This is a genomic window from Nonomuraea sp. NPDC003707, from assembly GCF_053587055.1.
In genome coordinates, this window is record NZ_JBSFNK010000015.1 from 39,939 (window position 1) to 65,647 (window position 25,709).

At 70.3% G+C, this 25,709-nt stretch carries 20 protein-coding genes; 12 read left to right on the plus strand and 8 right to left on the minus strand.

Annotated elements, in window-relative coordinates; genetic code table 11:
* Window positions 1-105 precede the first annotated feature (105 nt).
* Genes ACWDRB_RS33950 through ACWDRB_RS33965 form a run of 4 tightly spaced genes read left to right on the plus strand, consistent with a single transcriptional unit; the run spans window position 106 to window position 5,739 of the window.
* Window positions 106-543 (plus strand): hypothetical protein, encoded by a 438-nt coding sequence (locus ACWDRB_RS33950; RefSeq protein ID WP_449900595.1) that lies wholly within the window; start codon window positions 106-108, stop codon window positions 541-543.
* Window positions 540-2,039 (plus strand): glycosyltransferase, encoded by a 1,500-nt coding sequence (locus ACWDRB_RS33955; RefSeq protein ID WP_449900597.1) that lies wholly within the window; start codon window positions 540-542, stop codon window positions 2,037-2,039. Before ACWDRB_RS33950 ends, ACWDRB_RS33955 begins: the two co-directional genes overlap by 4 nt.
* A complete protein-coding gene (locus ACWDRB_RS33960; protein WP_449900602.1) occupies window positions 2,036-4,051 on the plus strand; it encodes a glycosyltransferase in 2,016 nt (671 codons plus the stop codon). The genes ACWDRB_RS33955 and ACWDRB_RS33960 overlap by 4 nt, the downstream gene beginning before the upstream one ends.
* Window positions 4,048-5,739, plus strand: a complete 1,692-nt coding sequence (locus ACWDRB_RS33965; RefSeq protein ID WP_449900604.1) for a glycosyltransferase — start codon at window positions 4,048-4,050, stop codon at window positions 5,737-5,739. The genes ACWDRB_RS33960 and ACWDRB_RS33965 overlap by 4 nt, the downstream gene beginning before the upstream one ends.
* Here ACWDRB_RS33965 and ACWDRB_RS33970 read toward each other — a convergent pair.
* The 4 genes from ACWDRB_RS33970 to ACWDRB_RS33985 form a co-directional block, all read right to left on the minus strand.
* Complete coding sequence (locus ACWDRB_RS33970; protein ID WP_449900606.1) at window positions 5,736-7,025, minus strand: homoserine dehydrogenase; 1,290 nt, start codon at window positions 7,023-7,025, stop codon at window positions 5,736-5,738. The two genes, ACWDRB_RS33965 and ACWDRB_RS33970, sit on opposite strands and share 4 nt — an antisense overlap.
* Window positions 7,022-8,404, minus strand: a complete 1,383-nt coding sequence (gene lysA, locus ACWDRB_RS33975) for a diaminopimelate decarboxylase (protein WP_449900608.1) — start codon at window positions 8,402-8,404, stop codon at window positions 7,022-7,024. The genes ACWDRB_RS33970 and lysA overlap by 4 nt, the downstream gene beginning before the upstream one ends.
* A gap of 124 nt (window positions 8,405-8,528) precedes the next feature.
* On the minus strand, window positions 8,529-9,164 hold the full coding sequence (locus ACWDRB_RS33980; RefSeq protein ID WP_449900610.1) for an anticodon-binding protein: 636 nt from the start codon (window positions 9,162-9,164) through the stop codon (window positions 8,529-8,531).
* A 22-nt stretch (window positions 9,165-9,186) separates the two neighbouring features.
* Window positions 9,187-11,031, minus strand: coding sequence for a hypothetical protein (locus ACWDRB_RS33985; RefSeq protein WP_449900612.1), 1,845 nt, complete (start codon window positions 11,029-11,031; stop codon window positions 9,187-9,189).
* A 72-nt stretch (window positions 11,032-11,103) separates the two neighbouring features.
* Between ACWDRB_RS33985 and ACWDRB_RS33990 the strand changes: the two genes are divergently transcribed.
* Together ACWDRB_RS33990 and treS are read left to right on the plus strand one after the other, a co-directional pair.
* The gene (locus tag ACWDRB_RS33990) at window positions 11,104-12,738 is read left to right on the plus strand and encodes an asparagine synthetase B family protein (RefSeq protein ID WP_449900614.1); all 1,635 of its coding nucleotides are present in this window, start codon (window positions 11,104-11,106) and stop codon (window positions 12,736-12,738) included.
* Window positions 12,739-13,002: 264 nt separating this feature from the next.
* A complete protein-coding gene (gene treS / locus ACWDRB_RS33995; protein WP_449900616.1) occupies window positions 13,003-14,718 on the plus strand; it encodes a maltose alpha-D-glucosyltransferase in 1,716 nt (571 codons plus the stop codon).
* Here treS and ACWDRB_RS34000 read toward each other — a convergent pair.
* From ACWDRB_RS34000 to ACWDRB_RS34010, 3 genes are read right to left on the minus strand one after another with little or no spacing between them, the layout of a single operon-like run.
* Window positions 14,705-16,972 (minus strand): FtsX-like permease family protein, encoded by a 2,268-nt coding sequence (locus ACWDRB_RS34000; protein ID WP_449900618.1) that lies wholly within the window; start codon window positions 16,970-16,972, stop codon window positions 14,705-14,707. The genes treS and ACWDRB_RS34000 overlap by 14 nt on opposite strands.
* Window positions 16,969-17,697 (minus strand): ABC transporter ATP-binding protein, encoded by a 729-nt coding sequence (locus ACWDRB_RS34005; RefSeq protein WP_350729980.1) that lies wholly within the window; start codon window positions 17,695-17,697, stop codon window positions 16,969-16,971. Before ACWDRB_RS34005 ends, ACWDRB_RS34000 begins: the two co-directional genes overlap by 4 nt.
* On the minus strand, window positions 17,694-18,200 hold the full coding sequence (locus ACWDRB_RS34010; protein WP_350729978.1) for a PadR family transcriptional regulator: 507 nt from the start codon (window positions 18,198-18,200) through the stop codon (window positions 17,694-17,696). The genes ACWDRB_RS34005 and ACWDRB_RS34010 overlap by 4 nt, the downstream gene beginning before the upstream one ends.
* A gap of 130 nt (window positions 18,201-18,330) precedes the next feature.
* On the opposite strand from ACWDRB_RS34010, the gene ACWDRB_RS34015 reads away from it, so the two are divergent.
* The 4 genes from ACWDRB_RS34015 to ACWDRB_RS34030 are packed head-to-tail and all read left to right on the plus strand — an operon-like array spanning window position 18,331 to window position 23,205.
* Window positions 18,331-19,578 (plus strand): ABC transporter substrate-binding protein, encoded by a 1,248-nt coding sequence (locus ACWDRB_RS34015; protein ID WP_355191377.1) that lies wholly within the window; start codon window positions 18,331-18,333, stop codon window positions 19,576-19,578.
* Window positions 19,579-19,585: 7 nt separating this feature from the next.
* Window positions 19,586-20,920, plus strand: a complete 1,335-nt coding sequence (locus ACWDRB_RS34020) for an ABC transporter substrate-binding protein (protein WP_363962772.1) — start codon at window positions 19,586-19,588, stop codon at window positions 20,918-20,920.
* Window positions 20,921-20,932: 12 nt separating this feature from the next.
* Complete coding sequence (locus tag ACWDRB_RS34025; RefSeq protein ID WP_449900624.1) at window positions 20,933-22,309, plus strand: ABC transporter permease subunit; 1,377 nt, start codon at window positions 20,933-20,935, stop codon at window positions 22,307-22,309.
* Entirely contained in the window at window positions 22,306-23,205 is a 900-nt protein-coding gene (locus ACWDRB_RS34030) for a carbohydrate ABC transporter permease (RefSeq protein WP_350729971.1), read from the plus strand. Before ACWDRB_RS34025 ends, ACWDRB_RS34030 begins: the two co-directional genes overlap by 4 nt.
* 97 nt (window positions 23,206-23,302) lie before the next feature.
* On the opposite strand, the gene ACWDRB_RS34035 is transcribed toward ACWDRB_RS34030, so the two are convergent.
* Window positions 23,303-24,502: an RNA-guided endonuclease InsQ/TnpB family protein gene (locus tag ACWDRB_RS34035; protein WP_449900628.1), complete on the minus strand. Its 1,200-nt coding sequence runs from the start codon at window positions 24,500-24,502 to the stop codon at window positions 23,303-23,305.
* A 120-nt stretch (window positions 24,503-24,622) separates the two neighbouring features.
* Between ACWDRB_RS34035 and ACWDRB_RS34040 the strand changes: the two genes are divergently transcribed.
* Complete coding sequence (locus ACWDRB_RS34040) at window positions 24,623-25,300, plus strand: uracil-DNA glycosylase (protein WP_449900631.1); 678 nt, start codon at window positions 24,623-24,625, stop codon at window positions 25,298-25,300.
* Window positions 25,301-25,310: 10 nt separating this feature from the next.
* Window positions 25,311-25,634: a hypothetical protein gene (locus tag ACWDRB_RS34045; protein WP_449900632.1), complete on the plus strand. Its 324-nt coding sequence runs from the start codon at window positions 25,311-25,313 to the stop codon at window positions 25,632-25,634.
* The last annotated feature ends 75 nt before the right edge of the window (window positions 25,635-25,709 follow it).

Sequence of the window (25,709 nt, forward strand, 5' to 3'; positions counted from 1 at the left end):
CCTCCAGGAAGGTGTGGCACGGTAGGTGCCTGTTGTTTATTAAGGTGTCAATAATCCCGTGATGTCCTCGACGCCTCTGATGTTCCAAACGAAAGGTATGCGCGGATGCTCTCGCCCCGCCGACTGGCAGCGACCGCCGCACTCCTCGCAGCTCTCACCGCCGGCGTGCTCGCCCTGCTCATCCTCGCCGGCCTGATCACTTTCGGCGCGGCAGCGGTCACGGTGGCCTTCCTGGTCACCCTGGCGGCCCTCGCCTTCCTCGTGCTCACCGTGCGCCGCCTCGACGGCAAGGCGCGCCGCATCGATCTGCGGATCAAGAAGTACGAGGCCGAGCTGGCGAGGACCACGACCGCACTCAAGAACATCGAGACCAGGCTGGACCTGCTGGTGCAGGCCGTCGAGGACTCCGCCGGACGGCGGGCCGACGACCTCGGCGCCATCCTGGCCTCGCTCGGGGAGGACCGGGTCAACGCCATGGCGCGGGCGCGAGAGGTGGAGGAGCTGCGCGCGGAGGTTCGCGCGCTGGCCAGGGACTCCGTATGACGCGGGTCAGGCACAACGACTACGGGGCGCTGCGGCCGCCGGCGGTGGGGGCGTGGGAGCCCACGCTGCGGGTTTCCGTGGTCATCCCGGCCTACGACTGCGCGGAGGCGCTGGAGCGCACGGTCCCGGCGCTGGCGCGGCAGACGTACCCGGCCGAACTGGTCGAGGTCGTGGTCGCGGACGACGGCAGCGAGCCGCCGCTGGAGGTGGCGGGCGCGCGGGTGGTACGCGTGGCCGACGGGTGGGGACGCGGCGCGGCCCGGCAGGCCGGGCAGCTCGCGGCCACCGGGGACGTGATCCACTGGCTCGACTCCGACATGCTCCTCGCGGACGACCACATCGAGGCGCACATGCGCTGGCACCACCTGATCGACCACGCGGTGGTGATCGGGGACGTCCGGTTCGTCGAGGAGCCGGGCGAGGAGGGCGTCCAGTCCGAGTACACGAGGAAGACCTTGGAGTCGACCCGGTGGCTCAAGGACGCGGGCGCGAGCGCGTACCTGCTGCACACGGGCGCGTCCACGTCCGTACGGGCCGAGCTGCTGCGCGCGGCGGGCGGCGTGGACACCTCCCTGAACATGGCGGAGGACACCGAGCTCGGATACCGGCTGGCGCAGGCGGGGGCGGTGTTCGTCCCCGACGCGCAGGCCAGGGCCTGGCACGTCGGCGCCTCCACCGTGATGCTGCGGGAGAAGGAGGTGCACCGGCACAACTGGTCCTTCCTGGGCGATCTCATCCCCGATCTGCGCTGGCTGCGCAGCCATCCCCGGCGTCACTGGCGGGTGCCGTACGTCCAGGTCGTCGTGACGGCGACCACCTACGAGCAGACGCGGGCGAGCGTCGACTCGGCCCTCGCGGGCACCCTCGCCGACGCGGCCGTCACCCTCGTCGGCCCCTGGGCCAAGCTGACCGGCGAACGCCGCTCCAGCCTCGACGACCCCCTCCTCGACCTGCGCCTGCTGCACAATCTCTACGCGCACGAGCCCCGGGTCATGTTCGCGGAGAGCGTACCCGCCTCCGCCGCGCCCGCCCCCTTCCTGCTCCGCGTTCCCACCGGGTGGACACTGGGCGCCGACACGCTTTCCAGGCTGCTGAGCCACGCGGACGGCGACCTGCTCGGCCTGGTCAGCGTCGCGCTGTCGGAGGACGCCTCCGGGGTCGCGGCCGCCCGCCTGGAGCGCACGGCCGCCTTCTCCCGCGCCGCGCTCCACGAGGGCCGGGACGACGACCTGGTGGACGAGATGTTCGGGTCGGAGTGGGTCAGCGGGAGCGAGTACGGGTTCGCGCCGGCGGAGGAGGCCGAGCCGCTGGCCGGCGAGCCCGCGAAATGGCGGGCGCTGGCCGGGGAGCGGCAGCGGGAGGTCAAGGAGCTGCGGACGGAGGTGGAGCGGCTCGCGGCCGAGGTCGAACGGTTGTCCGCCGAGCCGCCCGCCGACGAGGCCGCGGGACGGGGCGGGCTGAGCTCGCTGATCAGGCACCTGCGGAGCGCCGGATGATCCGTCAACTGCTGGCGGAGCTGCCCGGAGCGCGGGTCTTCTTCGCCGGGATCGACGACGTCGCCCCCCTCTACGCCACACCCGCCGGGGTTGGCGCGACCGCCCGCCGGCGCTCCTCGGGAACGTCCTGCGAGGCCCGGCAGGTGGTGGACCTCGATCGGGACCTGCTGGAGCCGCCCCACGAGGCCGAGCAGGTGGGCGAGGTCCTCGTGCTCGCCAGGACACCGGCCGACCTGCGCAGGATCGCGACCCTGCACAAGCTGCTGCCACATGCCGAGCGGGTGGTCGTGGCCGTGCTCGACACGCCCGCCGCCCACCCCGCACCGGTCCCCACCCCCACCCCCGCGCACCGGTGGCGGTCCTTGACGGATCTGCGGGTCTACCAGCCCAGGAACCGGGTCTGGGTGGTCGACGCCCGGTTCTCCTCCGTCACGCCCGCGGGCCGTACCGTGACCGCGACGGCGCGGGCGTTCGCGGGCCACCGCCTCGACGTGATCGCGGCCCCGGCGGCGGCGATCGCGGGCGTCGGGGCGGCCGACTGGCGCCCCGGCGACCCCAACGCGACCCCCGCCGAGGTGACCGGCCCGGTGCCCGAACGGGTCGGCGCGCCGGGCAGCGACGTGGTCCTGCGCACCCTCGGCCACCCGTCGATGGAGAGTGCGAGCGCCATTCAGGACGCCGCGGCACCGGCCGACGACGACGCCGAAACCGTGGAGTGGGCAGGGGACCAGACGCCCATCGAGCGGCCGACGTTGCGGGCGGTGACCTGGGAGCACCTCGGACGGCCGGGCATGGCCGACTCCCCGCTGGCCGATCCCGACGTGCTGGGCGAGCCCTCCATGGTCCCGCCCGTGGACGAACGCCTCGTGAACCCCCAAGGTTTCGTCACCACCCCCTCCCGTGGCCTGGCCGCCCTGGTGGAACGGGACGGCCGGTGGTCGGTGGTGCTGGACGACAAGGTCGTGACGTCGTTCGCCGAGTCCGGCGGGGTCACCGACGCCGACGTGGCCAGGCTCCGCCAGATCCGCGGCGTCGACGTGGACTGGCGGCACGCGCACAGCGGTCCCCTGGCCGCCGTACGGGTGCTGACCGGCCTGGCCGCCGCCGGGGTGCCGCTGCGCGCGCAGGCCGTGCCGCGCTGGGCGGGAGCGCTCGGCGAGGAGATCGTCGAGCTCGTCGAGCACTGCCCGGACCTCTCGGACGACCTCCGGCGCGAGGAGCACAGCATCCGCCTGCGCCGCGCCGCGCTCCGTACGCACGGCGTCGCCGCGAGGTGGGAACAGCTCGGCGCGCCCGCTCCCGCGCCCCCGCTCACCTCGGTCCTGCTGGCCACGCGCCGCACCGACATGGTGTCGTTCGCGCTCGACCAGGTCGCCCGCCAGCGCGGTGCCGAGCTCGAGGTGATCCTCGCCCTGCACGGCGTCCCGAAGGGCCACCCGGACGTGGCCAAGGCGATCGAGGCGTTCGAGGGCCAGCTGACCGTGTTCGAGGCGGATCGCCAGGACGTGTTCGGCGAGGTGCTGAACCACGCGGCCGCCATGGCCTCGGGTTCGTTCCTGCTGAAGATGGACGACGACGACTGGTACGGCCCCGACTTCCTGTCCGACCTGCTGCTGGCGCACTCCTACTCGGGCGCCCAGGTGGTGGGCACGGTGCCGGAGTTCGTGTACCTGACGTCCATCGACGTCACCGTGCACCGCAGGCAGGTCACCGAGCAGATCACCAGCTTCGTCGCCGGCGGGACGATCCTGGTGGAGCGCTCGGCCTTCCAGGCGGTGGGCGGGTTCCGGCCGTTGCGGCGCTCGGTGGACACCCAGTTCCAGGAGGCCCTGCAGGCGGCCGGGGGCCAGATCTACCGTACGCACGGGCTCGGCTACATCCTGCGCAGGGGCCCGGCGGCCAACCACACCTGGCAGGAGCCGATCGGGACGTTCCTACAGCGCAACAGACAGCAGTGGCGCGGCTTCCGCCCGAACGCCCTCATGGCCCTGGACGGGAGCCCTCTCCCATGACCGGCATCCCCCGCATCCGCCGCAACGACTTCGGCGTCCTCGCGCCGCCCGCCCTGGGCGCCTGGGAGCCCACGCTCACCGTCACCGTCGTCATCCCGGCCCACGACCGCCAGGAGACGCTGGACCTCACCCTGGCGGCCCTGTCCGCCCAGAGCTACCCCGAGCACCTGCTCGACGTCATCGTGGTGGACGACGGCAGCGCCACCCCGATCCACCTCCCGGAGCTCGTCCCGGCCAGGACCAAGCTGATCTCCAGCCCGCCGGGCGGCTGGGGCCGGGCGTGGGCCGTTCAGACGGGTCTGGACACGGCGACCGGCGAGGTCGTCCTCGTCCTGGACGCCGACATGGTCCCGCACCGGCGCCACGTGGAGGCCCAGCTGCGCTGGCACCACCTGGCCCCGTACGTGGTGGTCCTGGGCTGGATCGACTTCACCGCCGCGACCGACCTCCCGACGCAGGAGCAGGTACGCCAGGCGCTGGAGTCGGACGAGGAGGGCGAGCTCTTCCCGCTGTCACCGCACCGCCACGACTGGGCCGAGCAGATCATCCACGACCACGACGGCCTGCGTACCGCCCCCAGCTCCCTGGCCACCCGCATCCACGTGGGCGCCACGGCGTCGTACCCGGCCGGGCTCCTGCGCTCGATCGGCGGCCTGGACACCTCCCTGGTGCTGGCCGAGGACACCGAGCTGGGCTACCGGCTCACCCAGGCGGGCGTGGTGTTCGTCCCGGACCCGGAATCCCGTGCCTGGCACGTCGGGCTGCCGACGGCGATGCGCGACTTCGCGGCGCTCAAGCGCTACAACGACCCTTTCGTCGCCGACCGGGTCCCCTACCGCCGCTATCTCCGCACGGATCCGGGCCGCCAGTGGCTGGTGCCGTACGTGGACGCGACGGTGCCGGCGGGCCCGTACGAGGACGTGCGGGCGACGGTGGACGGCCTCCTGGCCGGCACGATCCCGGACGTCAGGGTCACCGTCCCCGGCCCCTGGGAGTCCCTGACGGCCGAACGCCGCTCCCCGCTCGCCGACCCGCACCTCGACCTCCGCCTCATCCAGGCCAACTTCGCCGGCGACCCCCGCGTCCACCTGACCGAACCCCTGGAGGGGACGGCCCCGTTCCGGCTCTCGGTGCCGCCCGGCTGGGTCCCGTCGGAGGACACGGTGGAACGCCTGGTGGACCACATGGAGCAGTACGACCTGGGCGCCCTCTGCCTGGCCCTGGACGAGACGGCGCACGGCGTCACGATGGCCAGGCTGGACCGCACGGCAGCCGAGTCGAGAGCCGCCCTGGTGGCCGCCCCTGACGACGAGTGGGACGACCTGATCGACGCCCTCTTCGGCCTGGAGTGGCTGGACGGGGAGAGCTGGGGATTCAAGCGCCGCCCCGCCGTCTACCCGCCGCGCAAGAGGCCCGTCCCGGAGCTCGACCGGCTCAGCGCCGAGCACGAGAAGAAGATCGCCCTCTACCGCAAGCGCACCGCCGCCCTCCGCGCGGAGCTCGCGCAACTGCGGCGGGAGACGGGCAAGAACGCCAGGGACGCGGCGCGCTGGCGCGAGAAGGCCGAGGCCTGGCGCAGGGAGGCGGTCCGCCTCGCCCGCGCCCAGAACCGCACGGTGCTCAAGCGAGCCGTCCGCAAGGTCCGCGGCCTGGCCTTCCCCGACGACTCCCCCGCGCGCGAAGGCTAGTCGTCGCCCTCCACGCGCATCACGCCGGCGACGGCGCGGACGATGTCCAGCTCGCGCAGCCCCTCCATGGTCGCCGACAGCGCGGCGTCCGTGGCGCGGTGGGTGACGATGACGAGCTGGGCGTCGTCGCCGTGCCCCTCCTGGCGCACCGTCTGGATCGACACGTCGTGCTTGGCGAACAGCTCCGCCACCCGCGCCAGCACGCCCGGCTTGTCGGCCACGTCGAGCGCCACGTGGCAGCGCGTGACCGTGTCGCCCATGGGATGGGCCACCAGGTCCGCGTACGTCGACTCCTCCGGCCCGCGCGTGCCCGCCAGGCGGTTGCGGGCGACGGCCACCAGGTCGCCGAGGACCGCGGAGGCCGTCGGCGCCCCGCCCGCCCCCTTGCCGTAGAACATCAGCTGCCCCGCCGACTCCGCCTCCACGAAGACCGCGTTGTACGCCTCCCGCACCCCGGCCAGCGGATGCGAGCGCGGGATCATCGCGGGATGCACCCGCACCCCGAACGAGCGGCCGTCGTCGGAGCGGGCGCAGATGGCCAGCAGCTTGATGACGTAGCCCATGGCCTTGGCCGAGGCCACGTCGGTGGCGGTGATATCGGTGATGCCCTCGCGGTGCACCTCGGCGGCCGTGACGCGGCTGTGGAAGGCGAGCCCGGCCAGGATGGCGGCCTTGGCGGCGGCGTCGAAGCCCTCGACGTCGGCCGTCGGGTCGGCCTCCGCGTAGCCGAGCGTCTGGGCCTCCTCCAGGGCGTCGGTGAAGGACGCGCCCGTGGTGTCCATCTTGTCGAGGATGTAGTTGGTGGTGCCGTTGACGATGCCGAGCACGCGCTTGACGTGGTCGCCCGCCAGCGACTCGCGCAGGGGGCGCAGCAGCGGGATGGCGCCGGCCACGCTGGCCTCGAAGTAGAGGTCGCCGTTGCCCTGCCTGGCGGCCTCGTGCAGGGTGCCGCCGTCCTCGGCCAGCAGCGCCTTGTTGGCGGTGACCACGGACTTGCCCTTGGACAGGGCCGCGACGATCAGCGCGCGGGCGGGCTCGATGCCGCCGATGACCTCGATGACGATGTCGACGTCGTCGCGCGTGACCAGCGCCTCGGCGTCGGTGGTGAGCAGCGAGGGGTCCACCTCGACGTCGCGCTTGCGGCCGAGCCGGCGTACGGCGACGCCGGCCAGCTCCAGCGGGGCGCCGATGCGCGCGGCCAGGTCGGCGGCCTGCTCGTGCATGAGCCTGATGACCTGCGAGCCGACGACGCCGCAGCCCAGCAGCGCCACTTTCAGCGGTTTCACAGCTGCCCCCTCAACAGGTCGTCCTCGGTCTCGCCCTGCACGATCACGCGCGACTTGCCGCCGGAGACGGCGACCACGGCGGGCCTGGGCAGGTAGTTGTAGTTGCTGGCCAGCGACCGGCAGTAGGCGCCGGTGGCCGCCACCGCGATCAGGTCGCCGGGGGCGAGGTCCGCGGGCAGGTGGAAGTCGCGCACGATGATGTCGCCGCTCTCGCAGTGCTTGCCGACCAGGCGGCTGAGCATGGGCTCGGCGGTGCTCTCGCGGCTGACCAGCGCCGCCGTGTATTCGGCGCCGTAGAGGGCGGTGCGCACGTTGTCGCTCATGCCGCCGTCGATGCTCACGTACGTGCGCAGGCCCTCGACGTCCTTGACGGTGCCGACCGAGTAGAGGGTGATGCCGCCGGGCCCGACGATGGTGCGCCCCGGCTCCACGGTCAGCCTGGGCACCGGCAGGCCGGCGTCCGTGCACACCTTGGTGACGATCTCGCGCAGCCCGTCGGCCAGCTCCTTGATGTCGGGCGCCTCGTCGCCCTCGACGTAGGCGATGCCGTAGCCGCCGCCCAGGTCGAGCTCGGGCAGCACGACGCCGTGCTCGTCCTTGATCTGCACGAGCAGCGCGGTCAGGCGCCTGGCCGCCACCTCGAACCCGGCCGTGTCGACGATCTGGGAGCCGATGTGCGAGTGGAGCCCGACGAGCTCGAGCTGCGGCAGGGCGAGGATCCGGCGTACGGCCTCCGCGGCCGCCCCGGTGTTGAGCGACAGCCCGAACTTCTGGTCGTCGTGCGCCGTCGCGATGAACTCGTGCGTGTGCGCCTCGACCCCGGTGGTCACCCGGATCATCACCTTGGGCCGCTTGCCCAGCTGCTGGGCGAGGTGGCCGAGCCGGGCGATCTCCTCGTACGAGTCGACCACGACGTGGCCGACCCCGACCTCCAGCGCCCTGGTCAGCTCGGAGACGGACTTGTTGTTGCCGTGCATGGTGATGCGCTCGGGCGGGAACCCGACGCTGAGCGCCACCGCCAGCTCGCCACCGCTGGCCACGTCGAGCCCGAGGCCCTCGTCGTCGAGCCAGCGGACGATCTCCTTGCACAGGAACGCCTTGCCCGCGTAATGGACCTCGGAGCCGGCGAAGGCCGTGGCGTAGTCGCGCATGCGCGAGCGCACGTCGTCCTCGTCGAGGACGTAGAGCGGCGTGCCGTGCTCGCGAGCCAGCTCGCGCACGTCGACGCCGCCGACAGTGAGCGTGCCATCGGTCCGGGTCGACGTTCGCGGCCAGATCGCCGGGTTGATCCGGTTGAGGTCGGCGGGCGCCAGCGGAGGGCGCTCGTGGGGCAGCATCTCGGCGTGCCGGTCCCCGGCGGGATGGACGAATCGACTCACCTGATCGAGGCTATCGGAACCGCAACTAAGCCATGACCCTCTGCCCACGTATCGAGACGCGATCAAGCACCAGAAGGGATATTTTTACGATTTTTCGCCGTTTGGCCGAATATTTTGCGACCCGCTACATCCGTTCCGGCCCAGGAAGCACACCCGTCACAGCCTCGGCCAGCCGCACCCGCGCCGTGTGCACCGGCCCCGGCGCCTCGTCGCCGACCGGGACGGCGGGCGCGTGCTCGTGCGCGTCGTGATAGGCCAGAGCCAGCCGCACGAGGTATGTCTCCCACCCCGGCTCCCTGCTCACCTTCCGGCCGGGCAGCTCGGCCAGCACCCGCAGCACCCGCCGGTCGTACGGGCCGTCGAGCAGCTCCCCCCTGAACCCCTCGCAAGGCACCCCCAGCTCCCGCGCCCACCTGAGCACCGCGCGGGCCCGGGCGTGCCCGTACCGCACCACGAACCCCGGGTTGTCCCAGGTCCGCGGGAAGTCCGGCCACGGGGGCTCCGGGATGTCGAGCGGCTCGACGCCCGCCACCAGCTCCCCCGGCTCGCCGACCACGATCCGCAGGAACCCGTCCCGCCGGACCTCCACCAGGGACACCCCGTCCAGCTCCCGCACCCGCCCGGCGAGCGGCTCGGCAGGGACCTTCCGGCGCAGCGCCGCGGCGGAGACGTAGACGGCCTCCCCCTCCCACGTCCCCTCGGGCACCGGCGGCTCCCCCAGCACCTCGGCCAGTTCGTTGGCCAGTTCTGAGGGTGTCATGGCCGAACCCTAGCCCGGGGGCTCAGATGAGCGCGTGCGGCTCGGCGGAGCCGTACTCGACCAGGTGGGCCGCCCCGAGCAGCCAGCGGTCCTCGTCGCGTACCCGCACGTAGCCGAACCGGTCGGCCGAGAACACCTTGATCCCGTCCGTCCGGCACTGCCGCATGAGCACCTCGTCCCACCCGTCCGTGAGGTCGGCGAAACCGATCTCACGCAGGGTGTTGCGGCGGGCCAGGAGGGTCGCCCCGGCGATCTCGGGGAGGTAGGCGTACTCGGCCTCGGGCTGCTTGAGCAGCGTGGCCTGCGGCTTGCGGAGGTGGGCGTAGAAGGCCGCCTTGCCGACGATGTCGGCGGTGCTGAAGAGGAAGGCCCGCCGCAGGTCCGACAGGTAGTGCGGGCCGTAGACGTCGCGCGGGTCCATGACCGCCACCAGGTCGGCCTCGCACAGGTCGATGCCGGCGTCGAGCATCGCGCCCTCGGTCATCGCCGGGTGCGGGCGGCGGTAGACGACCTCCACATCCGGCAGCACGTCGCGGGCCCGCAGCTCCGACTCCGGCGGCCCGATGACGATGAGCTGGTCGACCCCCGACTGCTTGGCGACCTGCGCCAGCGCGTGCTCCATCAGGTACGGGTCCATGATCGGCAGCAGCACCGAGGTGTTGAGCGTGGCGCGGGCGCTGGGCAGGCCGATCGCGTCGAGGAGCTCGTCGACCCGCTCGGTCATCGTGCCCATCTGGTACGCCCGCCGCAGCGCCACGTGCGCCCGCCGCGTGTCGGCCTCGGTGCCGATGGGCGTGCCGCAGGCGGCGAGCTCGGCCAGCCGCCACTGGGGCGTGCCCGGCGGGCAGTCCACCGCGGCCGGCCAGCGGTAGGAGGTCAGCACGTCGGGGTACGTCAGGTGCCCGGGCAGGAGCTGGTCCAGCGTGAGGAGCCGGTCGATGCGCCCGCCGGAGAGCGGCAGCGGGTTGTGCACCCGCGGCTGCACCCCGAACTGCAACCGCGGCCAGGCCACCGTGAGATCGGTCGTGAACCGGTGCTCGAACAGCTCGGCCGCCGCCGCGTACGCGGCCACGTCGCCCCGCGTGTGCCAGAAGACCGTGCGGATGCCGCGCTCGGCGCACCAGGCCAGCAGCGCCTTGAGCCCTTCGCCCGGCTCGCCGGTGATCTCCTCGGCCCACGGGCCGTGCTCGACGGACTCGACCACCAGCAGGTGCGGCACCTCCAGCGGGAGCACCCTGGCGAAGTCGCGCGGCGTGAAGCCGGTCGTCTGCCGCCACTCGTACCGCAGCAGCGCCTCGACATGCGGGTCGGCGATGACCGCGGCCGTCAGGTGCGGCCTGGTGTTGGGTCCCGTCGGCACCCGGAAGGGCTTGAGCTTGAAGGAGGCGCCCCCGAGCGTCCTGGTCGTGGTGGTGGCCTGGAACGCCGCCCCGGGGCGCTCGTCCTTGGCCTTGGCGGCCGTGGGGGGCTTGCGCTTGGGCGCGATGGGCCGCTTGACGGGCTTGGCCGCGCCCCTGAGCCCCTTGGCCAGCCTGACCGGGTTGCTCTTGCCGCTCTTGATCGCGTCGCCGAGGCGGTTCCAGCGGGCGACCTTGATCGAGGACAGCTTCCAGTTGGCCACCTCGGCCTGGAAGCGCTGCTCGGCCAGCTCCCTGCGCAGCTTGTCGGCGGCCGCCTGCTCGACCTCCAGCCGATCCTCGGCCTCGCTCAGCCGCTCGGCCAGCGACCTGGCCTCCGCGGCGCTCTGCTCGGCGGCGGCCAGCTTGGCCTCGGCGGCGTCCAGCAGCCTGGCCAGCTCGGCGGCGCGCTCGGCCTGCGCGACAGCATCCCGCAACGCCCGGCGAGTGCTTTCCAGCTCCGTAGACAATTGACCCTCCGCTCCCTCAGCCCGGCAAAGGATACTCTTTTTGCCTGAAGCGTCTCGAAGGGATGAGATCCGGTGCAGTTCAACGTGCGACCCTACGTCTGCGGCGCTCTCGGCCGGATCGACCCCGCCATACTCGGCAAACTGACCGCGGCGGGCCCGAGACTCCTGCCCGCGCTCCAATCGGCCGACGCGGCGCTGTTCAGCTCGGCGCCGCTGCCGCCCTACCACCGCCTGGGGCACGCGTACGCGTTCTCCTGGGGCGAGCGCAAGCCGTCCGGCGACGACGACTGGATGACGGTCGCGGAGACGTTCGAGACTCCCGGGCTGATCGGCGATGCCGACAGTGTCACGCTCCACACGGGCGCCCTGGGCCTCGTGGACGTCTACTACGTCCGCCTCGGCGACGCGGTCTACTTCTCGTCGCAGATCCAGCCGCTGCTCAGCCTGGTGCCGGTCGAGATCGACTGGTCGGCGTGGGCGTCGATCCTGCAGGTCACGTTCCCGCTGGGCGAGGCGACGCCGTACTCGGGCGTCAAGCGGCTGCCCGGCTCCAGCGCCCTGGTGTGGCGGCACGACAGGATCGCGACCGAGCGCAGGCTGCCGCGCTGGCTGCGTTCCGAGCCGTACGAGCGGTGGATCAGCCCGCGCGAGATCGTCGAGCTGCTCGACGAGGTCTACCAGGACTACGACGGCCGCAAGCTGCTCGTGCCGGTCAGCGGCGGCTACGACTCGCGGCTGCTGGCCGGCGTGGCCAAGGCCCGCGGGATGGACGTCGAGTCCTGGACGACCAGCCCGGACGACGGCACCGACACCGACATCGCGTTCGCCAGGTCGATCACCAGGGAGCTGGGCATCCCCCACCGGGTGATCACCCAGGACGCGGCCGACTACCCGGACGACGTCGTGGAGGTGGCCCGCAGGCTCGAATACCTGACGCCGCACCACGCCTGGTACGCGCCCTTCGCCAAGGAGGTCCACAAGGCGGGCCGGATCCTGGTCGACGGCCTGGCCGGCGGGCCGCTGCTGAAGAACTTCATGGTCAGCGGGGCCGCGCTGGAGGCCACGACGCAGGCCGAGCGCTCGGCGGCCGTGCTCGGCTCGCTGTCGCTGGGGGCGCCCTCGCAGCCGTTCCTGTCCAAGGCCGCCGCCCAGTGGATGGAGGAGACCGTGCGCGAGCAGTTCCTGGCCGCCACCTCCATGCTCCACGGGCACCGCGCCGAACTGCCGCTGTCGGTGCTGCACACCAGGACCGTGCGCGGCATCGCGCGCTCCGCGGTGAACCTGGTGGGGCCCGAGGCGTCGTTCGCGGCGCCGTTCATCGACCCGCGCTTCTTCGACGCCGCGTTGTCGGTCGGCGTGGCCCGCAAGGACAAGGGCCGTTTCTACCGCGAAGTGCTCCACGCGGCCAATCCACGGGTGGCCGCACTCCCCTCGACGAATGTGGTCAAGCAGCCGCTCCAAAGGGTGCCGCTGCGTTCGACGGCCGCCCCTGCCCGAAATTATTCGCACCGCATGCTGGAGACTGTGGTGAGGAGCGTGCCGGGACTGCTGTCGGACGAGCTGCACGAGGTGGTCTCAGGCGGTCCCGACGCTTTGACCAGGTTCAACGGCTGGAACGATCGTTTCTGGGTGCGGGGGTTGGTGCTCTTCGGGCTGTGGCTGAGCGACTTCGAGAACGACCTCTCGGACCTCGCGCCACCTTTTTAGTGAACTCTCGGTAACAGGGCGATTACGTACGGATCTCACGGGTATTAACCCTGGTACAGCAGAAGCGGGTTCCGGAAAGCCAACGGGCTGGTAGTGTTCGGCCCGTAAGCGCCGCACAAACGGGCACCAGATCACAAATCCGGTCTCGTTCTAGGGCAGTGGGGTTCGCAGGGATGACGACTCCACGCGGCGCGGTCACCAGATAGTAACGCCGGGGCAACCGGTGACTTCGTCCTGCCCACATCTCTTCCTGTGAGCGACATTATGATCAACGCATCCCCATTGCCGGAGCCGATCTCCGAGGCGTTCGTCTCGGAGGATCCTGCCTGGTACAAGCGGGCGGTGTTCTACGAGATTCTCGTCCGGGGGTTCAAGGACTCCAACGGCGACGGCACCGGCGACCTTCGCGGTCTCATCGAGAAGCTGGGCTACCTCGAGTGGCTCGGCGTGGACTGCCTGTGGTTGCTGCCGCTGTACGAGTCGCCCCTGCGCGACGGCGGATACGACATCTCGGACTACATGAAGATCCTCCCGGACTTTGGGGACCTGGGTGACTTCGTGCAGCTGATCGAGAAGGCTCACGAACGTGGCCTGCGGATCATCACCGACCTCGTGATGAACCACACCAGCGATCGCCACCCCTGGTTCCAGGCGTCCCGGCACGACCCCGAGGGTCCGTACGGCGACTTCTACGTGTGGTCGGACCATCCTGGCGCCTATCCCGACGCCCCGATCATCTTCATCGGCGCCGAGGAGTCCAACTGGACCTACGACCCGGTGCGCAAGCAGTACTACTGGCACCGTTTCTTCCACCACCAGCCGGACCTGAACTATGACAACCCGGCGGTGCAGGAGGCCATGCTGGAGGTCCTGCGGTTCTGGCTGGACCTGGGCATCGACGGTTTCCGGCTGGACGCGGTGCCGTACCTGTTCGAGCGTGAGGGCACCGCGTGCTCGGGATTGCCGGAGACGCACGCGTACCTGAAGAAGGTCCGGGCCGAGGTGGACCGCCTCTACCCCGACCGGGTGCTGCTGGCCGAGGCCAACGGCTGGCCCGAGGACGTGGTCGAATACTTCGGCGACCCCACCACCGGGGGCGACGAGTGCCACATGGCCTTCCACTTCCCGCTCATGCCGCGCATCTACATGGCGGTCAAGAAGGAGACCCGCGAGCCGATCTCCGAGATCATGTCGCGCACGCCCAAGCTGCCCGACAAGGCGCAGTGGGGCATCTTCCTCCGCAACCACGACGAGCTCACGCTCGAGACGGTGAGCGAGGAAGAGCGCGACTACATGCACAAGGAGTACGCCAAGGACCCGCGCATGCGGGCTTACCTGGGCATCCGCCGGCGTCTGGCCCCGCTGCTCGAGAACGACAGGGACCGGATCGAGCTGTTCACGGCCCTGCTGCTGAGCCTGCCGGGCTCGCCGGTCATGTACTACGGCGACGAGATCGGCATGGGCGACAACATCTGGCTGGAGGACCGCGACTCGGTCCGCACGCCGATGCAGTGGAGCCCCGACCGCAACGCCGGGTTCTCCTCCGCCGACCCCGGACGGCTCTACCTGCCCGCGGTCATGGACCCGATCTACGGCTACCAGGCGGTCAACGTGGAGGCCCAGCAGCGCCATGAGGGCTCGCTGCTCCACTTCACCCGCAAGATGCTGGAGATCCGGCGCAACCACCCGGTGTTCGGCGTGGGGGCGTACACGGAAATGTGGTCGTCGAACCCCTCCGTGCTCACCTTCGTCCGCGAGGACCGCGACGACATCATGCTCTGCGTGAACAACCTGTCGAAGTTCCCGCAGCCGGTCGAGCTGGACCTGCGCAGGTTCGAGGGGATGGTCCCGGTCGAGGCGCGGGGCGGGGTGGAGTTCCCGCCGGTCGGCGAGCTGCCGTACCTGCTGACGCTGCCGGGGCACGGCTTCTACTGGTTCGCGCTGAAGAAGAAGGAAAAGGCCGCTCTCAGCGCGACGTGACCGGCACCTGGGCACGGGCCGCGCGGCGGGCGGGAATGAGCGCCACCGCGAGGGCCGTGCCCACGGCTCCCACGACGGCGACGGCCAGCGTCAGGGCGGAGGGCGCGCGCCCGATGCCCGCGCCGACGCCGCTCGTGTGACCTTGCAGGTCGATCAGCCCGGTCACCACGGACATGCCCGCCGCGGCGCCCACGCCGACGCCGAGCACGACCAGCAGCCCGGTGCCCGTCACCAGCGTGGCCATGACCTGGCGCGGCGTCAGCCCCATGGCCTTGAGCACGGCCAGGTCGAACGCGTGGTCGCGCAGCCCGAGCGCGCTGGCGGTGAGCAGGTTGGCCAGGCCGATCAGCATCAGCACGGCGATCAGCGCCACGATCACCACCCGGATGATCGACAGCCGGTCCGCCGGGTTGACCGCGGCCTGCACGTCGAGGCTCTCGGCCGACTCCGACAGCAGCCGCCCGCGCACCTCGGCGGGGTCCGCGCCCCTCTTGAGGGCGAGCGCGTAGTACTCCGGCGGCACCGAGTCCTTGGCCGCCAGGCTGTCGAGCCCCACGGAGATCACCTCGCCGTCGAGGTCGGGCTCGACGGTCCTGCCGACGATCCTGACGATCAGCGGCGTGCCGCCCACGGTCAGCCGCACCCGGTCGCCGATCTTGATGCCCAGCAGGTCGAGCAGGCCCTGCCCGGCCACCGCCTCCCCCTGACGGCCGTACATGCGTCCCTCGACCACCGGGAACGGGTACGGCTCCGTCGAGCTGCCGATGGCCCGGACGCGGACCGAGCGGGCCATACCGGGCGCCAGGGCGTCCACGTCGGTGCCCGGATAGACCGTCTCCACGCCCTCGTCCAGCTTGGCGACGCGCTCGGCCTCGGCCGGCTCCGCCTTGCCCGGCCTGACGTACAGGCTCGCGTGCTGGCCGACCTGCTCGGGGTGGTCGGCGAAGTTGTCGAGCGTCGCCCAGACGCCGAGCCCGATCGTGACCATCATCATCGGCACGGCCAGCCCGAACGCCGTCAGGAACGCCGGCACGCGCCTGGTGAAGGCGTCCCTGGTGCCGAGGACGAGGGCGGGCGGGAGGCGTACGAGGAGGGCCAGCCGGGCCAGCCTGGACAGGCGGCCGCGCGGCGGCAGGGCGGGCGCGTCGGGGATCGGCGGCGTGCGGCCGCCGCGCCACGCGGGCAGCCCCACGGCGGCCAGCACCACCAGGGCCGTGCCCGCGACGATGGCCAGCACGGGGATCGGCGCCACGGACGTCGCGCCGAGCATCGCCGCCATCACGCCCCAGCCCACCACGGCGCCGATCGCGACGCCGAGCAGGCCCAGCGCGCCGTGCTCGGCCAGGAGCAGCAGCGCGAGCTGGCCCCTGGTGAAGCCCATCGACTTGAGCGTGGCCAGGTCGCGGAGCTGGGCCAGCACCCGGCCGCCGGCCGCGTTGGCCAGGGCGAGCGCGGCGGCCACCAGCCCGACCACGCCGAACAGTGCCAGCAGCGTGCCCAGCAGCCGGTTGTCCAGCTCCATGGCGGCCCTGACCTCGCGCCAGGTGTAGACCCGCTGGAGCTTGTCCTCCAGCATGACGACCACGCGCTGCGAGACGACCTGCGTGGCGTCGGGGTCGGCCAGGCGTAGCCCGGTCACCCACTCGCTCCGGCCCAGCATGGGCTCGATGCGGTCGAGCATGACGGGCAGCACGTAGGCCAGGCCGGGCGTCCACTGGGGGTAGAAGCCCTGCTCGGCGGAGTCGGCGATGCCGCGTACGTACAGGGTGTGGCGCTTGCCGTCGAGCGCGATGATCGTGAAGGGCGCGCCGATCCTGAGCCGCAGCGAGGTCGCGAACGAGCGCTCGACGACCACCCCGTCGGGCTGGGAGGGGTCCAGCCACCTGCCCTCGGCCACCAGCGGGTGCGCCACCTGCGGCGGCGCGGCGGGCATCGCCCGCAGCGCCGCGGGCTCCTTCTTGCCCTCCTGTGCCACGGTCACGGGCGCCGAGCGGTACGGGCCCGCGATCTGCGTCACGCCGTCGATGCCGCTCAGGTCAGCCTGGGGGCTGTCGTCGGTGTAGAGCCAGACGTGGGCGCCGTCGGTCTGGGCGAACAGGCTGCGCCACGGGTTGGTGCCCTCCTCGAGCAGGGTCGCCGCGGTGATCAGCGCGGCCACGATCCCGGCCACGGTCAGCACCGTCAGCACCGCCTGACCCTTCCGGGCCCGCAGGTCGGCCTTGATCCACCGGCTCCCCGCCAAAGACGCGCTCATCGGAGGTCGATCACCTCGCCGGCCGTGCGCGTGCGGCGGCGCGCGATGCGGCCGTCGTCCACGATCTCCCCGTCGAACAGCGACACCAGCCGGTCGGCCAGGCTCGCCACGCGCGCGTCGTGGGTGACCATCACGATCGTCTGACCCTCCTTGTGGACGTCGCTGAGCAGGCGGAGCACGTCGCGGGTGTTGCGGCTGTCGAGGTTGCCGGTGGGCTCGTCGGCCAGCAGCACGCTGGGCTGGTTGGCCAGCGCCCTGGCCAGCGCGACCCGCTGCTGCTCGCCTCCGGAGAGCTGGGCGGGCGAGGCGTCGGCGCGGTCGGTGAGGTTGAGCGCGCCGAGCAGGCTCTCCCTGCGCTCGCGGGCCACCTTGGGCGAGGCCCCGGCCAGCAGCGCGGGCAGCTCGACGTTGTCGCCCACGGTCATGTTGGCGACGAGGTTGAAGAACTGGAAGACGAACCCGACCTTCTTGCGCCGCAGCAGCGCCCAGGCGCTCTCCGAGAGCGTGTCGACGCGCTTGCCGTCGAGCCAGATCTCGCCGCTCGTCCTGGTGTCGAGCCCGCCCAGCATGTGGACGAGCGTGGACTTCCCGGAGCCGGACGGACCCATGATCGCGACGAACTCACCCGGCTCGACCTGCAGGTCCACGCCGCGTACGGCAGGCACGGGCACTGCGCCATCCTGGTAGATTTTGACCAGATTGACCGTTTTCACAACCGCGCTCATGCCAGATCCTCCTGGCAACGCTCCAGCCAGTCAAGGTCCGCCTGCAGGTGGAGCATGGCGCCCTCGATGAGGAGGATGGCCACCCGGTCGGTCGGCGCAGTGCGGGCCAGGAGGTCGTTGAGATCGCCCATGAGCGACAGGTAGTGGCGGCGCTGACGACTGATCAGCGCCATCCGGTCGGCGATGCCGGTGAGCGGCGCCAGCACGAGCTTCATGAAGAACTCGTCGCGCACCCTGGGGCCCTCGGTGGGCTCGTCCACCCAGAGGGTGAGCACGTCCCGGCCCTTGGCGGTGAGGTAGTAGACCTTCTTGTTGGGCCGGTTGGACTGCTCCACGTCCACCGCCCGGACGAGGCCGTCCTTCTCCAGCCTGCCGAGCGTGACGTAGATCTGGCCGATGTTGGGGGACGGATAGGCGCTGCCGAACGTCTGCTCCAGCGCCTGTTTGAGCTCGTACCCATGGGCCGGCTCCTTAGCCAGGAGCGCCAGCAGGTGAAGCCGCACCGCCCCACCTCCCCGCCGTGTTACGAACGCGTTACGTATCTAGCCGTTGACCTACAGATTACATGTGTGCATAACATGAATGCATCTACCTAACACGTATGTAAATCACTCTGAACGTGGAGGAAACAGAGTGCGCTCGCTCACGCTCTCCCTGGTCGTCCTCCTGGCGGCGGCCGGCTGCGCGCCCGCGAGCAATGAGGGCGGCGGCGAAACGGGCACGGGCGGCACAGGCCCCATCACGTTCGCCACCGGCCGCGACACCACGGCGTACCTGCAACCCTTGCTGGACCGCTGGAACCAGGCCCACCCGGCCGAGAAGGTGACGCTGCTGGAGCTGCCCGAGGCCGCCGACGAGCAGCGCGCTCAGATGGTGGCCAACCTCCAGGCCAAGAGCAGCCGGTACGACGTACTGGGGCTCGACGTGGTGTGGACTGCCGAGTTCGCGGAGAACGGCTGGATCATCCCCCTGGAGCGCGGGTTGTTCCCGCTCGACAGGTTCCTGCCGCCCGTCGTGGAAACGGCGGTCTACAAGAACAAGCTCTGGGCCGTCCCGTACACGAGCAACGCAGGGTTGCTCTACTACCGGACCGACCTGGTCAAGAAGCCGCCACGGACGTGGGCCGAGCTTCGCGACCAATCCCGACAAATAATGAAAAAGAACGATATTGGAGGCTATGCCGGGCAGTTCCTGGCGTATGAAGGGCTCACCGTCAACTTCTCCGAGGCGCTGCAGTCCGCCGGCGGGCAGATCGTCAGCAAGGACGGCACCGAGGTGACCCTCGATCCGGCCAAGACGCGCATCGCACTCGACTTCCTGCTCCAGGGCCTGCGCGAGGGCTGGATCCCCAAGGAGTCACTGAGCTACAAGGAGGAGGAGACGCGCCTGGCCTTCCAGGAGGGCAGGCTCGCCTTCGCCCGCAACTGGCCGCACGGCTACGGCCCGGCCAGGGCGAAACTGGGCGACAAGCTGGGGGTGACCCGGCTGCCGGGGCTCAACGGCCCCGGGTCCAGCACGCTGGGCGGCGCCAACCTCGCCATCAGCGCGTACTCCAAGCATCAGCACACGGCGCAGGAGTTCATCCGCTACTTCACCAGCCTGGAGAACGAGCGCCGCGTCCTCACCGAGGGCTCCTTCCCGCCCGTGTGGACCGAGCTCTACGACGACCCCGCCCTGATCAAGCGCTTCCCCTACCTGCCCGTGCTCAAGGAGAGCATCCTCGCCGCCAAGGCACGGCCGGTGAGCGCCAACTACAACCAGCTGAGCCTGGTGATCGCCAGTTCGGTCGCCAAGGCGCTCGGCAACCCCTCCACCGAGTCCGCGGACGACGCCGCGGTCTCCATGAAGTCCGAAATCGAAGAGATCATCAGAACACAGTGAGGCAGCCATGCGAAACGCCAGAGCAGCAGCAATCCTGGCCGGGCTCGCGGTAGCCGTCGCCGCCTGCGGCAACGCCCCGACGACCACCTCGCCGTCCACCGACGCTTCCGGCTCCGCGTCGGCCCCCGCCGCCGGCGCCAAGCCGCTGCAGGGCGTGAAGCTCGAGGTCGCCGCCAAGTGGACCGGCGACGAGCAGAAGAACTTCCAGCAGGTGCTCAAGGCCTTCACCGAGAAGACCGGGGCGGAGGTCACGTACGCCTCCACCGGTGAGGACACCGGCGCCTACCTCGGCCCGCGCATCCAGGGCAAGAACCCGCCGGACGTCGCGATCCTGCCGCAGCCGGGCCTGGTGCAGCAGTACGCCGACCAGAGCGCGCTCATCCCGCTGACCGACGACGTCGTCAAGGAGGTGGACACCAACTACACCCCGTACTGGAAGGAGCTCGGCTCCGCCAGCGGCAAGGTGTACGGCGTGCTCATCAAGGCGGCGCACAAGTCGCTGGTCTGGTACCGGGCGCAGGCGTACGACGACGCGGGCGTGCAGCCGGCCACCACCTGGGACGAGCTGGTCAAGAACGCGCAGACCATCGCCGACTCCGGCACCGCGCCGTTCTCGTTCTGCGGTGCGTCCGGCTGGACGCTGACCGACCTCTTCGAGAACGTCTACCTGTCCACCGCCGGGCCGGAGAACTACGACAAGCTCTCCAAGCACGAGATCCCGTGGACGGACCCGACCGTGACCACCGCGCTGGAGAAGATCGCGCAGATCGCGGGCAAGAAGGAGTTCGTGGTCGACGGCAACGCCGGCGCCCTGCAGACCGACTTCCCCGGCTGCGTGACCAAGGTCTACGGCGACAAGAAGGCCGCCATGGTGATCGAGGCCGACTTCGTGGCCGTCTCCGCGGCGCAGTCGAAGGCCAAGGTGGGCGAGGAGGCCAAGTACTTCCCCTTCCCCAAGGCCGGTGACACGGCCCCCGTCGTCCTGGGCGGCGACGTCGCGGTCGCGATGAAGGACTCCCCCGGCGCGATGGCGCTGCTGCAGTTCCTGGCCTCCAAGGAGGGTGGCGAGATCTGGGCCAAGCTGCCCGGCTACCTGTCGCCCAACAAGAACGTCTCCCCCGACAACTACCCGGACGAGCTGACCAAGCAGCTCGGCCAGACGATCGTCTCGGCCGGCGACGCCGTCCGCTACGACATGTCCGACCTGGCGCCGAGCGCCTTCGGCGCCACCGACGGCAAGGGCGAGTGGAAGGCGCTGCAGGACTTCCTGCGCAACCCGAGCGACATCAAGGGCACTCAGACCACACTGGAAGCCGAGGCCAAGAAGGCCTGGAAGAAGTAAAGAGGTAAGGCCGTGACCGAACGGTTGGACGGCCCGCAGGTCTCGTCCGCGGACACCGCGGACGAGCCCTCCACCGGACCGGCTGAAACCCCCCGTACGCAACGACGCCTCGGCCCCTCGCCGGCGGTCGCCATCGCCTTCCTCCTCCCGGCGGCGGTGCTGCTGGGCATCTGGGTGGTCTACCCGATCGTCTACTCCATCTTCCGGAGCCTGTTCGACTCGGCGGGCACCGGATTCGTGGGACTGGGCAACTACGCCACGATCTTCACCGACTCCGGCATGCTCACCACGATCCGCAACAACCTCATCTGGGTTGTCATCGCGCCGATCGTGGTGACCACGCTGGGCCTGATCTTCGCGGTCCTGACCGAGCGGATCAGGTGGTCGACGGCGTTCAAACTGATCGTGTTCATGCCCATGGCGGTCTCCCTGATGGCGGCGGGCGTGATCTTCCGCTTCGTCTACGAGCAGGACCCCGCCAAGGGCGTGGCCAACGCCGTGCTCACCACCGTGCACGACACGTTCTCCTCCTCACAGGGCTACCCGGAGGCGCGCCCGCGCGAGGGCGAGCAGTCGCCGGTCGCCGCCGACGGCGGCGCGGTCGTCACCAAGCAGCCCGCCCAGGCGGGTCAGCCGGTGCTGATCCCGATCGTGGGCGTCAAGCCGAACGCCCTGCCGAGCAACGCCCAGACCGCCAAGGCCCCCGCGGCCGGCGACGGCCTCTCGGGGACCGTGTGGTTCGACTTCACGCCGGGAGGCGGCGGCAAGAACGGCGAGGTGGACGCCTCGGAGAAGGGCCTGCCGGGCATGACCGTCGAGGCGGTGCAGAACGGCAAGGTCGCCGCGACCGCCACGACGGCCGACGACGGCTCGTTCCGCTTCCAGGGCCTGTCCGCCGGCTCCTATGTCGTACGACTCCCGCAGTCGAACTTCCAGGCCGCCTACAAAGGCCTGAGCTGGCTCGGCCCGACACTCATCACCCCGGCGATCATCGGCGCGTTCGTGTGGGTGTGGGCCGGTTTCGCCATGGTGCTGATCGCGGCGGGGCTCGCGGCGATCCCGCGTGACGCCCTGGAGGCGGCCCGCATCGACGGCGCCTCGGAGTGGCAGGTGTTCCGCAAGATCACCGTGCCGCTGCTGTCGCCGGTGCTGCTCGTCGTCTTCGTGACGATGATCATCAATACGCTGAAGGTGTTCGACCTTGTCTTCATCATCGCCCCGGCCTCGGTCCAGCCTCAGGCGAACGTGGTCGCGCTGGAGATGTGGCGCGTGGCGTTCGGCGGCGGGAACAACCAGGGTCTGGGCAGCGCGCTGGCCGTCTTCCTGCTCGTTCTGGTCCTCCCCTTCATGATCATGAACATTCGCCGGTTCAGGAGGGACGAATCATGACGACAGCCACGGCTACCGCCCCTTCGGGGCTGGAGACGGGCGCGCCGCGCAGGAGCGTGGTGAGCAAGATCGTGGACCGGATCGGCGGCGGCGCCGTCCAGGTGATCATGATCCTGCTGGGCCTGTTCTGGCTGGTGCCGACGCTGGGCCTGCTCGTCGTCTCGATGCGTACGACGGACGTCAACACCTCCGAGGGCTGGTGGACGATCTTCACCAAGCCTGCCGAGCTGACCCTCGCGAACTACAAGGACCTGTTGGCCAGCGGCTTCACCGCGTCCTTCTGGAACACCGTGCTGATCACGGTCCCGACGACGGTCCTGGTGATCGGCATCGCGGCCATGGCCGCCTACGCGTTCGCGTGGATGGAGTTCCCCGGGCGTGACGGGGCGTTCCTCGTCGTGGTCGGATTGCTGATCGTGCCCATCCAGATCGCGCTGATCCCCGTCGCGTCCTTCTACGGAGGCATCGGGATCTTCGGCTCGATCCCGGGGGTGGTGCTCTTCCACACGGCGTTCGGCCTGCCGTTCGCCATTTTCCTGCTGCGCAACTTCTTCGTCGGCATCCCGTCCTCGCTGCTGGAGGCGGCGCGGATGGACGGGGCGCCGGAGTGGAAGATCTTCGTGTCGGTGGTGTTCCCGCTGGGCAAGCCCGCCATCGCCTCGCTGGGCATCTTCCAGTTCCTGTGGGTGTGGAACGACATGCTCATCGCGCTGGTCTTCGCCAACACCGACAACCAGCCGATGACCAAGGCCCTGCAGTCCCAGATGCGGCAGTTCGGATCGAACGTGGACATCCTCTCGTCCGGTGCGTTCCTGTCGCTGCTCATCCCGCTGGTCCTGTTCTTCGCCTTCCAGCGGTACTTCGTCCAGGGCATGATGGCCGGTTCCGTGAAGTGATCGTTATGGGTGCCCGCCTGTCAGCGTGGCGGGCACCCATAACGTGCGCTCGAGCGTCCTTCGGCCGTACCAGACCTAGTTGACTTCCCCCCAACGCCTAAAGGTGGAGGGTTCCAACCTTCGCAGGCTGGGGTTCCTGCTTCGTGGGCGACTGCACCCGGAAAGACCCGGGATGTCTGACGTCACCTCCACAGGCAGACACGGCAAGACCTGCCGCCAAGATGTTCTTCGCGGCGTTGACATCCCTGTCATGCAGGGTGCCGCATCCAGGACACGTCCAGTGGCGTGTCCTGAGCGAAAGCGCAGCCAGCAAGTGCCCGCACGCGCTACATGTTTTCGAACTTGGATACCAGCGGTCGATCACGATCAGGTGGCGGCCGTACTTGGCGGTCTTGTACGCGAGCTGGCGGCGGAATTCGCCCCACCCGCAGTCGGAGATCGCTTTGGCCAAGGAACGATTGCGGACCATGCCACGCACATTCAGATCTTCGACCACGATCACGTCGTGGTCGCGGACCAGCCGCGCAGATGTCCGGTGCAGGAAGTCAGCGCGGGACGCGGCAACCTTCCGGTGCGCGCGGGCGACCTTCGCCTTCGCCTTCTTACGGTTGTTGGACCCGCGTTGTTTGCTGGTCATGCGCCGCTGGTAACGGGCCAGGCTGCGTTCTCGTCTCGCCAGGCTTCGCGGGTTGGCGATCTTCTCACCGCCGGAAGTGACCGCGAAGTCTCCAACCCCGAGATCCACACCGACCGCGGCACCGGTCGCAGGAGCCTGCTCGGGGTCGGCCACGCCCACCGAGAAGGAGACGTACCAGCGTCCGCACGGGTCACGCGAGACGGTGGCTGTGGTCGGGTTGATCGAGGCCGGGTCGATGCCGGGCCAGGACCAGACGAACTGAAGCGGGGCGTCCATCTTCGCCAGGAACAGTCGCCCGTCTCGGTAGCGGAAACCCGCCCGGGTGTACTCGGCGCTCTGGCGGCCATTGCGGGCCTTGTAGCGCGGGTATTTCGCGCGTCCGGCGAAGAAGTTCGTGAAAGCCACCTGCTGGTGGCGGATCGCCTGCTGAAGCGGCACGGACGCCACCTCGCTCAGCCACGCCGTTTCATCTGCGCCCTTCATCGCGGTGAGGTAGGCGTTGGCCTGGACGAAATTCGTCTTTACCCGCTCACCGTGGTAGCGGGCGTGCCGCCAGGCCAGGGTCCGATTCCACACGAAGCGCACACAGCCAAACGTGCGGTTCAGCGTCGCAGCCTGTTCGGGTGTCGGGTAAACCCTGCACTTGTACGCGGTCCGCATAGATCCATATTAACAGAGCGAAACGAACTGATTACGAACCGTTGCCGTCGCGTTCGGTTTCTTTGTTGGGCGCGGCCAGACGTCTCCGGCGATCAAGAAATTTCGATAAGCTCATCGGCCATGGCCGGTCGTCCACTGAACGAAGTCGTCGAAGCCGGATGGGCCAGTGCGCTTGAGCCCGTCTCCGAGCAGATCTCCCTGATGGGCGAATTCCTGCGCAAGGAAATCGCCGATGGCAGGCAGTACCTGCCCGCGGGCACGCACGTGCTGCGTGCCTTCAACCAGCCCTTCGACGACGTCAAGGTGCTGATCGTGGGTCAGGACCCCTACCCCACGCCCGGTCACCCGGTCGGGCTGTCGTTCTCGGTGGCGCCCGAGGTGCGGCCGCTGCCCGGCAGCCTGCTCAACATCTACAAGGAGATGGAGACCGACCTCGGCCTCCCCCGCCCCGCCAACGGCGACCTGACGCCGTGGGCCGAGCAGGGCGTCCTGCTCCTCAACAGGGTCCTCACCGTGATGCCCGGCAAGCCCGCCTCCCACCGGGGCAAGGGCTGGGAGCAGGTCACCGAGCAGGCCATCCACGCCCTCGTGGCACGCAACAAGCCGATGGTGGCCATCCTCTGGGGCCGCGACGCCCGCAACCTGGCCCCGATGCTCGGCAATGTGCCCCGCATCGAGTCCGCCCACCCCTCCCCTCTCTCCGCGCGCAGCGGCTTCTTCGGCTCGCGTCCCTTCAGCCGGGCCAATGAGCTGCTGGAACAGCAAGGCGCGGCACCTGTCGAGTGGAAGCTGCCCTAGAGTCGTCGCCATGAGTGATGAACCGAAGTTCCTGCGTCTCACGGTCGAGCTGACCGTCGAGGTGCTTGACGTGGACGCTTTGCAGGCGGCGGCGCTGGCCGAGATCCGGCACCCGGACGCCGACCTCACCGCCGAGGAGCGCACCGAGCAGGCCGAGCTGGTCGGCTCCGACGAGACGGGCGCCTCGGCACTGCAGTGGCTCATCGAGCCGGACCACGTGCTGCAGCTCGTCGACCACATTAACGAGATCGAGCCGCGCGAGGCCGTCCTCGGGGTGGAGCCCTCCGAGGGGCCCAGCGAGGACGAGGACGAAGAGGAGCACGACCACGTGTGACGCGTGGGTGAAGTACGGCGGTGGCCACGGCGTTCTGGGAGGCGTCGTGGCTTTTCGCTTCTCTCTGGCGGCTCG

What these genes read in the sequence shown, in the direction of transcription:
- ACWDRB_RS33950 (WP_449900595.1), top strand. Translation starts at nt 106, where the DNA reads ATGCTCTCGCCCCGCCGACTGGCAGCGACCGCCGCACTCCTCGCAGCT.
- ACWDRB_RS33955 (WP_449900597.1), top strand. Translation starts at nt 540, where the DNA reads ATGACGCGGGTCAGGCACAACGACTACGGGGCGCTGCGGCCGCCGGCG.
- ACWDRB_RS33960 (WP_449900602.1), top strand. Translation starts at nt 2,036, where the DNA reads ATGATCCGTCAACTGCTGGCGGAGCTGCCCGGAGCGCGGGTCTTCTTC.
- ACWDRB_RS33965 (WP_449900604.1), top strand. Translation starts at nt 4,048, where the DNA reads ATGACCGGCATCCCCCGCATCCGCCGCAACGACTTCGGCGTCCTCGCG.
- ACWDRB_RS33980 (WP_449900610.1), bottom strand. Translation starts at nt 9,164, where the DNA reads ATGACACCCTCAGAACTGGCCAACGAACTGGCCGAGGTGCTGGGGGAG.
- treS (WP_449900616.1), top strand. Translation starts at nt 13,003, where the DNA reads ATGATCAACGCATCCCCATTGCCGGAGCCGATCTCCGAGGCGTTCGTC.
- ACWDRB_RS34000 (WP_449900618.1), bottom strand. Translation starts at nt 16,972, where the DNA reads ATGAGCGCGTCTTTGGCGGGGAGCCGGTGGATCAAGGCCGACCTGCGG.
- ACWDRB_RS34005 (WP_350729980.1), bottom strand. Translation starts at nt 17,697, where the DNA reads ATGAGCGCGGTTGTGAAAACGGTCAATCTGGTCAAAATCTACCAGGAT.
- ACWDRB_RS34020 (WP_363962772.1), top strand. Translation starts at nt 19,586, where the DNA reads ATGCGAAACGCCAGAGCAGCAGCAATCCTGGCCGGGCTCGCGGTAGCC.
- ACWDRB_RS34030 (WP_350729971.1), top strand. Translation starts at nt 22,306, where the DNA reads ATGACGACAGCCACGGCTACCGCCCCTTCGGGGCTGGAGACGGGCGCG.
- ACWDRB_RS34035 (WP_449900628.1), bottom strand. Translation starts at nt 24,502, where the DNA reads ATGCGGACCGCGTACAAGTGCAGGGTTTACCCGACACCCGAACAGGCT.
- ACWDRB_RS34040 (WP_449900631.1), top strand. Translation starts at nt 24,623, where the DNA reads ATGGCCGGTCGTCCACTGAACGAAGTCGTCGAAGCCGGATGGGCCAGT.
- ACWDRB_RS34045 (WP_449900632.1), top strand. Translation starts at nt 25,311, where the DNA reads ATGAGTGATGAACCGAAGTTCCTGCGTCTCACGGTCGAGCTGACCGTC.